The organism is Hoeflea ulvae (genome assembly GCF_026619435.1).
In the GTDB taxonomy this organism is placed as follows: domain Bacteria; phylum Pseudomonadota; class Alphaproteobacteria; order Rhizobiales; family Rhizobiaceae; genus Hoeflea; species Hoeflea ulvae.
The window spans coordinates 2,158,029-2,169,912 of record NZ_JAOVZQ010000001.1 but is presented as its reverse complement, the minus strand read 5'-3'; the positions used below and the strand labels follow the sequence as shown (position 1 = coordinate 2,169,912).

Annotated in this window: 15 protein-coding genes; 6 read left to right on the top strand and 9 right to left on the bottom strand. The window is 63.7% G+C overall.

Features of this window, described 5'->3' with window-relative positions; all coding sequences use genetic code 11:
- Window positions 1-16 precede the first annotated feature (16 nt).
- Together OEG82_RS10175 and OEG82_RS10170 are read right to left on the bottom strand one after the other, a co-directional pair.
- Window positions 17-505 carry a hypothetical protein gene (locus tag OEG82_RS10175; protein ID WP_267612342.1) on the bottom strand — a complete coding sequence of 163 codons (489 nt, stop codon included), beginning with the start codon at window positions 503-505 and terminating at the stop codon, window positions 17-19.
- 140 nt (window positions 506-645) lie between these two features.
- Entirely contained in the window at window positions 646-1,047 is a 402-nt protein-coding gene (locus tag OEG82_RS10170) for a winged helix-turn-helix transcriptional regulator (RefSeq protein WP_425497577.1), read from the bottom strand.
- A 149-nt stretch (window positions 1,048-1,196) separates the two neighbouring features.
- On the opposite strand from OEG82_RS10170, the gene OEG82_RS10165 reads away from it, so the two are divergent.
- The gene (locus tag OEG82_RS10165) at window positions 1,197-2,084 is read left to right on the top strand and encodes an SDR family oxidoreductase (protein ID WP_267612341.1); all 888 of its coding nucleotides are present in this window, start codon (window positions 1,197-1,199) and stop codon (window positions 2,082-2,084) included.
- A gap of 103 nt (window positions 2,085-2,187) precedes the next feature.
- On the opposite strand, the gene OEG82_RS10160 is transcribed toward OEG82_RS10165, so the two are convergent.
- A complete protein-coding gene (locus OEG82_RS10160; protein WP_267612340.1) occupies window positions 2,188-2,931 on the bottom strand; it encodes a pyridoxine 5'-phosphate synthase in 744 nt (247 codons plus the stop codon).
- 192 nt (window positions 2,932-3,123) lie between these two features.
- On the bottom strand, window positions 3,124-3,399 hold the full coding sequence (locus OEG82_RS10155; RefSeq protein WP_267612339.1) for a hypothetical protein: 276 nt from the start codon (window positions 3,397-3,399) through the stop codon (window positions 3,124-3,126).
- A gap of 258 nt (window positions 3,400-3,657) precedes the next feature.
- Here OEG82_RS10155 and OEG82_RS10150 point away from each other — a divergent pair, with 258 nt between their 5' ends.
- From OEG82_RS10150 to OEG82_RS10140, 3 genes are read left to right on the top strand one after another with little or no spacing between them, the layout of a single operon-like run.
- Window positions 3,658-4,830 carry an alkane 1-monooxygenase gene (locus OEG82_RS10150; RefSeq protein WP_267612338.1) on the top strand — a complete coding sequence of 391 codons (1,173 nt, stop codon included), beginning with the start codon at window positions 3,658-3,660 and terminating at the stop codon, window positions 4,828-4,830.
- On the top strand, window positions 4,827-5,432 hold the full coding sequence (locus tag OEG82_RS10145) for an HD domain-containing protein (protein WP_267612337.1): 606 nt from the start codon (window positions 4,827-4,829) through the stop codon (window positions 5,430-5,432). The genes OEG82_RS10150 and OEG82_RS10145 overlap by 4 nt, the downstream gene beginning before the upstream one ends.
- Window positions 5,429-5,998: a histidine phosphatase family protein gene (locus OEG82_RS10140; protein ID WP_267612336.1), complete on the top strand. Its 570-nt coding sequence runs from the start codon at window positions 5,429-5,431 to the stop codon at window positions 5,996-5,998. Before OEG82_RS10145 ends, OEG82_RS10140 begins: the two co-directional genes overlap by 4 nt.
- A 13-nt stretch (window positions 5,999-6,011) precedes the next feature.
- On the opposite strand, the gene OEG82_RS10135 is transcribed toward OEG82_RS10140, so the two are convergent.
- The 4 genes from OEG82_RS10135 to OEG82_RS10120 form a co-directional block, all read right to left on the bottom strand.
- Window positions 6,012-6,644, bottom strand: a complete 633-nt coding sequence (locus OEG82_RS10135) for a LysE family translocator (protein WP_267612335.1) — start codon at window positions 6,642-6,644, stop codon at window positions 6,012-6,014.
- Window positions 6,645-6,675: 31 nt separating this feature from the next.
- Window positions 6,676-7,341: a DNA-3-methyladenine glycosylase I gene (locus OEG82_RS10130; protein WP_267612334.1), complete on the bottom strand. Its 666-nt coding sequence runs from the start codon at window positions 7,339-7,341 to the stop codon at window positions 6,676-6,678.
- 79 nt (window positions 7,342-7,420) lie between these two features.
- Entirely contained in the window at window positions 7,421-8,095 is a 675-nt protein-coding gene (locus tag OEG82_RS10125; RefSeq protein ID WP_267612333.1) for a spermidine synthase, read from the bottom strand.
- 74 nt (window positions 8,096-8,169) lie between these two features.
- Window positions 8,170-8,601, bottom strand: a complete 432-nt coding sequence (locus tag OEG82_RS10120; RefSeq protein WP_267612332.1) for a hypothetical protein — start codon at window positions 8,599-8,601, stop codon at window positions 8,170-8,172.
- Window positions 8,602-8,898: 297 nt separating this feature from the next.
- Here OEG82_RS10120 and OEG82_RS10115 point away from each other — a divergent pair, with 297 nt between their 5' ends.
- Complete coding sequence (locus tag OEG82_RS10115; protein WP_267612331.1) at window positions 8,899-10,278, top strand: putative bifunctional diguanylate cyclase/phosphodiesterase; 1,380 nt, start codon at window positions 8,899-8,901, stop codon at window positions 10,276-10,278.
- Window positions 10,279-10,334: 56 nt separating this feature from the next.
- On the opposite strand, the gene OEG82_RS10110 is transcribed toward OEG82_RS10115, so the two are convergent.
- Window positions 10,335-10,787, bottom strand: coding sequence for an Lrp/AsnC family transcriptional regulator (locus tag OEG82_RS10110; protein WP_267612330.1), 453 nt, complete (start codon window positions 10,785-10,787; stop codon window positions 10,335-10,337).
- A gap of 119 nt (window positions 10,788-10,906) precedes the next feature.
- On the opposite strand from OEG82_RS10110, the gene OEG82_RS10105 reads away from it, so the two are divergent.
- Entirely contained in the window at window positions 10,907-11,875 is a 969-nt protein-coding gene (locus tag OEG82_RS10105; protein ID WP_267612329.1) for a nucleoside recognition domain-containing protein, read from the top strand.
- Window positions 11,876-11,884 lie beyond the last annotated feature (9 nt).

The window sequence follows — 11,884 nt, the reverse complement described above, 5'->3', positions numbered from 1 at the left end:
GGGCCCGGCGCCGGGCCTATTCCTGCAGATGGCAGCGGACAAGGCTCTGGCCCTGCGCGCCCGGTGCGGGCGTCAGCCGCAGTTTCCGGCTGCTGCTCATGAGAACGCTGATGGTCTTGCGGACGGTGGCGCGCCCGACCTTGCAGGTGGCATCGAAGCTCTGGGCGGCATTGCCCGGCTGGCCGGGCTCGAAGCTGCAGGTTTCGCCCGGACGGCGGATGCTGTCGGGCGTGATCACCGCATAGCCGTCAAAGGCTGTCTGGTCCATCATCGCGCAGGCGTCGCCATTGGGCGCCCAGACCCCGACATAGGCCAGCCGGCTGGCGCTGCGGTCATGGGTTGCGGCGGCGACGGTGTCATCACGCAAAACCATTTTCGGCGGCATCAGGGTGTGGAAATTGTCCGGCACCGGGCGGGCCGACGGGCCGGGCCCGGACGGGGCGACACAGCCGGCAAGGCTCCATGCCAGGGCCGCGGTGATGATGGGTGTTACAAGCCGACTCATGATGCACTCTGTTGACGCTTTACCGCTTTCTGGCGGAGCCGCGCCGGAAATTCAAGCATGAACTCAGACGGCTGACCGGCAGCGGCGGCGCTTGCGGCCGGTCCATGACGTCAGCGGCCGTCGGGCTCGATGCTGCCTGCCTAATTGCCCTGTTCGGCATCGAAGCGCTTGCGCGCCGCATCGACGGTGGCGAAATTGTCGCTCGCCCAGACCACCAGCTCGCTCAGTGGCGCAAGCATGGAAATGCCGAGATCGGTCAGGCCGTATTCGACGCTGGGCGGCTTGGTCGGGTGGACCTTGCGGTAGACATAGCCGTCGCGGGCGAGATCCCTCAATGTCTGGGTCAGCATCCGCTGCGAGATATCGGGCACCAGCCGGCGCAATTCGCCAAAGCGATAGGGCCGTTCGCCAAGGGCCTGCAGCAACAATGTGCTCCACTTGCCGAAGATGCCCTGCATGACCTGGCGCACCGGGCACTGGTCGAGGGAACAGTCCTCCGGCATGGCCTTGAGCCGGTCGGCTAACGAGATGGACGCGTCCATGGGTGGTTCCTTCCAGGTAACCATTGGCGGCGAAACTGCCTTCTTTCGGGATCTCGCAACATAGCATAGATGCATTAACTCTCAATATGAGAGCAACACTCATTTCCGATGCGCCTAACCGGGCGCCTCGCCCCTGAAAGGACAATGACATGGCTGACACAATTCTGGTTACGGGTGCTTCGGGCAAGCTCGGCACACGCGTGATGCATCACCTGCTCGATACCTATCACGTGCCTGCCTCCTCGATCATCGCCGGATCGCGCGACACCGCCAGACTGGCCGAGTTGGCTGCGCGCGGCGTCGAGACCCGCAAGGTGGATTTCGAGGATGCGGACGGGCTGCAGGCGAGCTTCGCCGGGGTGGATCAATTGCTGATCATTTCCACAGACGTGCTCGACGGAACCGACAGGCGGCTGCGCCAGCATCAGGCCGCCGTGGCCGCTGCCAAGGCCGCCGGGGTCAGGCATATCCTCTACACATCGATGCCGAACCCGGATGACAGCAAGGTGCTGTTTGCGCCAGACCACAAGGGCACCGAGGACGCGATCAGGGCCACCGGTCTAAGCCACACGATCTTCCGCAATTCCTGGTACATGGAGAACCTGCTGATGTCGCTGCCGCATGCCGTGGCCAGCGGCCAGTGGTACAGCTCGGCCGGGACCGGCAAGCTTGCCCATATCGCCCGCGACGACGTGGCCCGGGCAATCGCGGCGAGCCTCGCCAGTCCCGCAACCGGCAGCGCCACCTACACGCTGACCGGTCCGGTTGCCTACACTACAGACGAGATTGCCGAACTGGTTTCAATGGTCGCCGGCAAGCCGCTGGCGGTTGTTCATGTCACCGACGAGCAACTGGCGCAGGGCATGGAAGCCGCCGGTGTTCCCGCCCCCTATGTCCCGACCTTCGTCTCCTTCGACGCCAATACGCGCGCAGGCAAGATCGACATCGTCACCGAAGATGCCGCCACGCTTTCGGGCGCCAAGCCTGTTTCGATGAAGGATTTCCTCGACGCCAGCAAGGCGGCGCTGCTGGGCTGACGCCAGGCCGCCGAACCACCCATGTCATGGCTTTGATCTCCGGCCATGGCAGCGGCTTCCCTCCGTCCGTGGCGGATGGAGGGAAGTCAGGCCGGGCGAAGCTTCACGCGCAGGCCTTGACGAAGCGGCGGACGGTTTCGGCCATGCCGTGTTCGATGGCATCGGCAATCAGGCCGTGGCCGATGGAGACTTCGAGCAGGCCGGGAATGGCGCGGGCGAGGCCCGGCAGGTTCTCGACGGTCAGATCATGGCCGGCATTGACGCCGAGGCCGAGTTCGGCGGCGATCCTGCCGGCTGTTGCAAGCTTTTCGAGTTCTTCGGCAGCGCGGGCCGGATCATCATGGGTGCCGCCATAGGGGCCGGTGTAGAATTCCACCCGGTCGGCGCCGGTGGCCCCGGCGGCTTCAAGGCTGGCGCGGCTGGCGTCGGGATCGCAAAACAGCGAGACACGGGCGCCGTTCTTCTTCAGCCGCTGCACCACGGCGCGCAAAAAATTGCCCTTGCCCTGAAAATCCCAGCCATGATCGGAGGTTGCCTGCGACGGATCGTCGGGCACCAATGTCACCTGTTCGGGCTCATTGGCCTCGACAAGCTCTAAAAACTCGTCGGTGGGATAGCCCTCGATGTTGAATTCGGCATGCGGGAATTCATCATCGATCAGCGCGCGGATGCCGGGAAGGTCGGAAAAGCGGATGTGGCGCTGGTCGGGCCGCGGATGAACCGTCAATCCATGGGCGCCGTTTTGCAGCGCAATGCGGCCCAAACCAGTGACGCTCGGCCAGGGCAGATCACGGCGGTTGCGCAGCATGGCGACGGCATTGAGATTGACGGAAAGCTGGGCGGGCATGACGGCCTCATGATCAAGGACAACGATAAAGGGCCATCGGCCCCTCATATTTCCCTAAAGCATTGACCGGCGATGTGAAATGAATTTCGCGAAAGCCGGCATTCCGGATTTGAATGAATGCCGGTCAAGACCGCCAGAGTGGGCGGCGCCGGGATGACAGTCTACCGATGCGGCGCTGAGGCCGCGATCAGGTCAGGACCTGCCGCGCCGCAGGCGCGACGAGTAATCCTTCATCTCGGCATCATAGGATTCGATCATCCGGCGTTGCCGCTTCTTGCCGATCCGGGTCGCGACCCAGAAAAACAGCACGGTGATCACGCCAAGCAGCACGAAGATCGGGACACCGAGCTTCTCCAGATCCGAGGTTCCGAAGGCCCGGTTGAGCAGATGGTTGACATCGAGCGCCTGGGCCGGCGCGGCCAGCAGTGTGGCAGTCATCAAGACAGCAATTGCGGACAGGGTGCGCATGCGGATTTTCCTTGTGCAGATCGATTGAGCGGATCATGCCCGAACTCTCTTAAAAAAGTGATCATTCCGCCCTTGCACAGCGGTGTGCCAATAAGGTGCACCCGGCCAGAGCAGGCGGGCGCGCGGCAGGCTCCTGGTCCCAAGGCCGCCTGGTGATGTGCAAGCTTGCCCGCGGCAGCCCGTCGCCCTACCATCGGCCGAGGCGCGGCCGGCTGTGGCGAACCGCCGCAGCCGCCGGACGCGCCAGGGAGTTTTGCGATGATCTTCATCAGCACCGCCAGGAATGGCGACCGCGTCGAATACCGCGATACCAAGCGCTGGCTGTGGATCCTGTCGGTGCTGTCGCCATCACTGCCGGGGCTGGGCGCCGTGGCCTATCTGGCGAGCGGCAATCCCTGGTGGGTTCTGGCACCGATCGTGTTCTATTACGGCGTCTATGTCGGCGCCGACCATCTGGTGGGCGTCGATCCCAACAATCCGCCCGAAGATGTGGTCGAGGCCATGGCCGCCGACCCGTTCTACCGGGTGCTGCTGTTTTTGTCGGTGCCGGTGTTCTGGTTCTCGCTGCTGGCCTGCGCCATTGCCGCCGGGCAACCCGGCACGCCGCTGCTGGCCTGGCTGGGGCTGTGCGTGGGCGCCGGGGTCAGTTCGGGAACGGCGATCACCATCGGGCATGAGCTCGGGCACAAGACATCGCGGCTGGATCAATGGGGCGCAAAATTTGCCAATGCCTGCTCCGGCTACGGGCATTTCTGCATCGAGCACAATCGCGGCCACCATGTGCATGTGGCAACTCCGGACGACCCGGCCTCGGCCCGGCTCGGCGAAAGCCTGTGGCGGTTTTCCCTGCGCGAGATCCCCGGCACCGCGGTGCGCGGCTGGCAGATGGAGCGGGCACGTCTCGCCCGCAAGGGCCTGGGTTTCTGGCATTGGCGCAATGACATCCTGCAATGCTACGCGATCACGCTTTCGGCCGATCTGGCACTGATCGCCGCCTTCGGCTGGACCATGGTGCCGTTCCTGCTGCTGCACAATCTGATTGGCTGGTTTCACCTCACCGTTGCCAATTACATCGAGCATTACGGGCTCAAGCGCGACCTCAAGCCCGACGGGCGCTATGGCGCATGCGAGCCGCGGCATTCATGGAACACCAACCATATCATCACCAATCTGATGCTGTTTCACCTGCAGCGCCATTCCGATCACCACGCCAACCCGTTGCGGCCCTATCAGGCGCTGCGCTCGTTCGAGGAACTGCCGACACTGCCGTCGGGCTATCCCGGCACCTTTCTGCTGGCAGCCATTCCGCCGCTGTGGTTCCGGGTGATGGATCCGAAGGTGATGGCCTGGGCCGGCGGCAATCTCGACAAGACCAATCTCGACCCTGAACGCGCAGCGGAGTACCGGGCCAGATGGAGCCGGGCCGAATGACCGGCCCAGCGCTTCCCTCCCCGGAGCGGATCGCCGCGGTGCTGCGTTTTCTCGATGAGACCAACCGGCTCAAGGACACGCTGCGCAGCGGGCGCACGCCCGAGGGCCGGCAGGAAAGCACCGCCGAGCACAGCTGGCGGCTTTGCCTGCTGGTCATTCTGTTTGGCGACGCGCTGGAGGACGTCGACCTCATGCGGCTGATCAAGATCTGCATCGTCCACGATCTCGGCGAGGCGATTTCCGGCGACGTTCCGGCGATCGACCAGCGCGCCGGGGACGACCGGGCCGCGCGCGAGCGTGCCGATCTTGTCACCTTGTGCGCGCCCCTGCCCGGTGATCTGAGAGCCGAGATTGTCGGGCTCTGGGACGAATATGCCGAAGCCAGGACGCCCGAAGCGGTGCTGGCCAAGGGGTTTGACAAGATCGAAACAATGCTGACCCACTCGACCGGCAAGAACCCGGATGATTTCGATTATCGCTTCAATCTGAACTACGGGCTGCCCGCCACCAACCGCCATCCGCTGCTTGCGGCGATCCGGGCGCAGGTCGATGACCGCACCCGCAGGCTCGACCGCGGCTGGACCGGACCAGGAGACCGATGAACACCCCCTCCGACTTCATCTTCGTGCGGCACGGCGAAACCGACTGGAATGCATCGGGGCTGTTTCAGGGCCGCACCGACATCGCGCTCAATGCCAACGGTGTGCGCCAGGCTCACCGCGCGGCCCAGAGCCTCAGATCTTTGCGCATCGGCAGGATTGTCAGCAGCCCGCTGTCGCGGGCGATCGACACGGCCGCGATCATCGCAAGGGCCGCAAACCGGACGACTGAGACCGACGACAATCTGATCGAGTGCGATTTCGGCTCACTGGAGGGGCAGTCGATCCGCGAGGCCATGATCCGCTACGACATCACCCGGCTTGAGCAACTGGCCGGGATCCTGCCCGCGGATGGCGAGCAATGGGCGGAGGTGCGCGCCCGTGCGCTGGCCGCGCTCAACGGGTTGTTGCTGCCGCGCACCGAGGCTCTCACCGTTCTCGTCGGCCATGACGCCGTGCTTCAGGCGATCTCGGAGCACTTGTGCGGGTGCTGGTTCAAGAGCAGCCACGCCACGCCCTATCTGTTTGCACTGAACGACGGGAGCTGGACGCGAACAGAACTGTCGTGACCGGTCCCGGAATTTACGGCGTCAGCGGATTGCGGCTGTCGGCGAGTATCTTTGCCCCAATGGCGATGAAACAGGCCCCGGCGGCGCGTTCGATCCAGTGCTGGGCGTTTTCGAACCGGGCGATCACCGGGCGCGACGACATGAACAGCGTCACCAGCGTGTACCAGAGGGCTGCACTTGCCATCACCAGCCCGACCATCGCCGCCATCACCCAGAGCGGCATGGCGTCGGTGACCGCGGTGGCAAAGACGCTGGTAAACAGCACGATCGCCTTGGGATTGGTCAGCGTCACCAGAAAGCCGAAGACCAGCGGGTTGCCGGAGCCAGGATGATCGCCGCCATCCAGGTCGATGGCTGCGGGCCTGGTCATCAGCAGCCTGACACCGAGATAGGCCAGATAGAGCCCGCCACAGATCCGCACCGTCCAGGCAAGCCATTGATATTCCAGCAAGATCGCCGACAGCCCGATCAGGGAGAGCCCGGCATAGAGCCCGAGCCCGATGGTCACGCCGAGCGTGGTCATCAGACCGGCGCGCGTGCCCCGCGCCATCGCCGAGCGCACGACGCCGATGAAATCAGGGCCCGGCAGCATCAGCGCCGGAATGAAAATCGCAAAGACGCTGACAAAGGCAAGGGTCCAGTCCATCGGATTTCCTTTCCGTTTCCGACCATTATGTTCAAAGGCTCATGGCCAGCACGCGGCTGATTTCGGTCAGCGAGCGGCCGGATTGCTGCATCCAGATATTGAACGCAGACTGGACGTCAGCCAAGGCCTTTTTCGAAGACGGCTGCCTGTCGACGACGCCTTCGGCGATCAGCCGGCCGGTGACGCTTTGCGACAGGATGAAACTGTCCTTGCCCATCGCGCGCAGGCAATAGGGCCCGGTGGCGCCGCCGAGCCGGCTGCCACGTTTCCTGAGCAGTTCCATCAGCCCGATGAAATCGGTCGAGGGCCAGTCGGCGAAGGCCTTGCCGGCACTGCCCGACTGCGCCGCAAGCTCGCGCACGAACACAGCGTTTTGCTGCACCGACTTGATCTTGGCGCCGTGGCGGATGATGCGGGTATCGGATACCAGCCGGTCGAAATCCTCGTCATTGAGCATGGCGCAGCGGCCGATATCGAAGCCGTCAAACGCCGCCTCGAAGCCGGGCCACATGTTTTCGACGACCTTCCAGTTGAAGCCGGCCTGAAACACGCCTCTGGTCATTGCCGCAAGCCAGCGGTCGTCCGGGATGGCGGCCAGCTCCGCGGCGGATTTGGGCGTGCTCAACTGGGCTTCAAGCGCCTCGGCGCCGCCCTTGCGCGCCGCCGCAATCTCGTAAATCTCGTCAAATGACCGCACGATGCCCTCCCTCATACAGACCGAGATTAGCCGAGCCATTGCGGAAATGCGAGATCAGCGCGGCGGGCACGCCGGGTTGTCATCCCGCTTTGACAGCAACCCAGATCATGTGCCGCGCGCCGCGTTTTTTGATGCTGGCGCGGGTCGGCACCTCTTCAACAGTAAAACCCGCCTGTTTGAGCCGTCGCGTGAAGGCCGCGTCGGGCGCCGAGGACCAGACAGAGAAGACGCCGCCGGGTGACAATGCCCGGTGGGCAGCCGCCAAACCGCTGGCGGAATAAAGCGCGTCATTGCCCTGCCGGGTCAGCCCGTCGGGGCCGTTGTCGACATCGAGCAGGATGGCGTCCCAGGCCCCCTCGCCGCCTCGGATCAGCTCGCCGACATCGCCCTGATGCAGAGCAACACGCGGATCATCGAGACAGCCAGCAAATACCGGCGCCATCGGCCCGCCCGCCCAGTCTATGACCTGTGGCACAAGTTCAGCGACGGTTATGCGGGCTTCCCCACCCAGAGCTTTAAGCGCAGCGCGCAAGGTAAAGCCCATGCCGAGGCCGCCGATCAGCATGCGCGGACGTGGCCGCCCGGCAAGCCGGTCTGACGCGAGAGTGGCCAGCGCTTCCTCGGATCCGCTCAGGCGGCTGTTCATCAGCTCGTTGGCGCCGAGCATGATGGAGAATTCTGTCCCGCGGCGCATCAGCCGCAGTTCGACGCCATCATCGAGTGTCACGGCATCGAGCCGGATCCAGGGTATCATCGCACTATCCGTTGATTTTGTTTTTGTCGCGCCACCCTATAGCACGATGCCGCCGCGCCGGACCCTGGCGTGGCTCATTTGTACTCATAGGTGTAGGAGGCGCACATGTCGGCATTGCTGCCGGGCACATCCTGGGTGTCGAAAACGGCGACGATGGTCAGGCTGTCGTCGGACGCGTCGCCCCAGGCAGCCACATAGGTGACGTCGCCCTGGCCACAAAGCAGGTTGTCATTGTTGAGCAGCGGATCGGCCGGTGTCTGGACGCTGTAGACCGAGGCGCCGACCTCCTCGCCATCGACGATGAATGTGTCTGCGACCAGTTCATCGAAAACCAGCGTCTCGCCGTTTTCAAAGACAATCTCGAAATCATCGAATTCGATATCACCGGTGATGGCCATGGCGGTGGAGGAGACGGCGGCGAGGCTGTCGGCAAAGGCGGGCAAAACGGCACAGGCGGAAGCGGCGGCAAGCAACAGGGCCAGGCCGGCAGGGCGGACGAACGTCATCGGGGAGCTTTCTCGAAAATAGCCGCGGAGCGCGACCGTGGGAGGTGACGATAGAGCCGGAGCGAAGCCTGCGCAACGGGGAAGTGCGGGTCTGACGGCTGCCTGCGCGGGCTGCCAAACCCCATTCGCCCGGCGGCATTGGCAGCAGGACCAGGCACTGGCGACTGCAACCAAGACAACGTACCGGTGATTTCTTACACCCGTATCGGTGTTTTTTCTTAAAGCCTGACGTGTCATTCCAGTCCCTGGAAGACTCCGGTTCCGCTTTTGAGCGGTGACCAACCATGTGAGAAGATGTTGCCAGGAACGCATCAGAACACTGCGCAGGAAGCACAGATCGAAAATCAGTCACAGCGGCTGATTTTCGCCTATCAATCTGCCTGCGTCCTGATCATGGCGATAGGCCTGCTGTGGGCGGGCGTCTTTGCATGGAAGCAGCTGTGGATTTTCGTCATCCCCGACATGATGCTTGTGGTCGTGGCGGCCGTTGGCTGGTGGCTGCTTGAATCGGGTCGGCTGAACACCGCCCTGATCGTGACCCAGGTTTCGTTGCTGGTGTTCATCACCTGCTTCAGCCTGATGTTCGATCCGCCAACCGACGCCTATCCGAGGAACACCCATCTCTATTTGCTCGATATCGCCCTGCTCGGCTTTATCAACCACCTGCGGCGCAAGTCGGAATTGCAGCTGGTGATCATCGCCGCCTGTCTGCTGGCCTTCATCGTGCTGGCGAGCACCTCCTTCGGCTTTCCCTTCGCCCAGCCCATTACCGACGAGATTCGCGCAAGCGGCATCTGGATCAACACCATCCTGGCAACGGTGATGTTGTGCGGCGGCGTCTATGCCATCCAGATCGAAATCACCCGCCCCAAGGGACTGGCGCTGGAATTGCGCAACGCCGTTGGCAATGACGAGATGGAACTCTATTTCCAGCCGCAGATCGACGACACCGGCGCCATCCACGGCGCCGAGGCGCTGTTGCGCTGGGAGCATCCGCAACGCGGCCAGGTTCCGCCGGGCAGTTTCATCCCGGTGGCCGAAGAGGCCGGTCTGATGCCGCTGCTGGGCGGCTGGGTGCTCGACGAGGCCTGCCGCACGCTGGCGCAGTGGAGCGAGGATCCGGTGCTGAGCCGGCTGACGCTCGCGGTCAATGTCAGCGCCAGCCAGTTCCAGATGGCGGATTTCGAAAGCTCGCTCATGGAAACGCTGCGGATCCACCAGGTCGCCCCCTCCCGGCTGCAACTGGAACTGACCGAGAGCGTCTTCATCGACGATATGGCGGCGACGGTGGCCCGGATGGAAAGCCTGCGCAGCACCGGCATCAGCTTCGCGCTGGATGATTTCGGCACCGGCTACTCCTCGCTGAGCTATCTGCGCCGGTTGCCGCTGGACCAGCTCAAGATCGACCGCAGCTTCGTACAGGAATCGCTGGAGAACGACCGCGGCGCGGCCCTGGTCAACAGCATCATCCAGCTCGGCATTGATCTCGGCTTCGTGGTCCTGGCCGAAGGCATCGAGTCCCCCGAGCAGCACGCATTCCTGCTCGATTGCGGCTGTCATGAGTTCCAGGGCTATCTGTTCGGCCGCCCGGTGCCCGCCGATGCCTTTGCCGCCCATGTCTGGCAGGCCGCGGAGCCTGCGCCGATGGCCCGTCCGAAGCGGGCCGCACAGGGCTGAAATACGCTGCATCCACTTAAATTCATGCAATGGGTTCCCGCTTTTGCGAACACGCCTTAGAGCCGGATTGCCGTTTCCTCCTTGGCGCTGCGGATGACGATCATGGTGAAGAAGCGGGCGACATTGTTCTGATCGCGGAACAGCCGGTCACACAGGGCGTCGAATTCCTCCATGTCGTGCAGGCGCAGCATCAGCACCACATCGGTCGCGCCGGTGACGGCATAGGCGTGCGACACCGCCTCCTCGGTAACGACAGTCTCGAGAAAGCGGCGCATATGCTGCTCGCCATGCAGTTTCAGCTCGACCGTCACCAGCGCCTTGATCCCGCGTCCGGCCCGGGCCGGATTGAGGATGGCGACAATCTTCTCGATCACACCGGATTTGCGCAGCCGCTGCAGGCGGCGCAGGCAGCTCGACGGCGACAGGCCGACCTCGTCGGCCATGGCGAGATTGGTGCGCGATGCGTCGCGCTGCATGAGATTGAGAAGTTTTCGGTCGACGCGATCCATCGGCGCAGCTTATCCGGCGTCCGCGCATTTGCAATAAAATTGCAAATGCGCGCAATCTTTGACCACAAATTCGAAGCGCGCCGGGATAGGAAATCAGAACACCCCTGAAGGAATGTCCGATGCCGCTTTTCATCTCCATCCTGCGCACGACGCCGCAATCGCTTGCAATCTACTGGATGCTGGCCCGGATCATGATCCCGATCACCATCGTCACCGAACTGCTGTCGAGGTTCGGGGTGATCGAGGCGGTGGCGCCGGTGTTTGCGCCGGTCATGGATCTCGTCGGCCTGCCGCCGGAACTGGGCCTGGCCTGGCTGACGGCGATGCTGGTGGGGATATGGGGCGCTGTGCCGCTGATCTTCACGCTGGTGCCGGTCTCCGCGCTGAGCACGGCGGATGTCACGGTGTTTTCGGCGCTGATTTTGTTTGCCCATGGCTTGCCGGTCGAACAGAAGATCATCCAGCAGGCAGGCCCCGGCATGGCCGTCACCACCGCGCTCAGGGTGGTGGGCGGTCTGCTTTATGCCTTCCTGCTGCACCAGGTTCTCGCGCTCACCGGCTGGCTGTCGGCGCCGGTCAACCCGGCCTGGGTTCCGATGAGCGCCACGCCGGACTGGCTCAGCTTCTTTGAGGGGCTTGCCGAGACCATGGTCTGGATGCTCGTCATCCTGGTGGCGCTGTCCTGGGGGCTTCAACTGCTCAAGGCAACCGGGCTGCTGGATCTGATGATGACGGCGCTGTCGCCGCTGCTGCGGCTGGCCGGCATTCGCGGCGAAGCCGGACACCTGACCGCCGTCGGGCTGTTCCTCGGGGTGTCCTATGGCGCGGGCCTGCTGATCCGCGAGGCGCAATCGGGCGCGATCGCACCGCGGCAGATCTTCTTGTCCTGCGTGCTGATGGGCTTTGCCCATAGCGTGATCGAGGACACGCTGGTGGTGATGTCGCTGGGAGCGGATGGCTATGGCGTGCTGGCCGGGCGGCTGGTGTTCGCGCTCGCTGCAACCGCGGCCATCGCCGCGCTACTGCGCACCCTGCCCGACCGGACATTCTTTGCGCATCTGTTCCGGGTCCGGACCGCCAGGCTCTGAGCCCCGCGC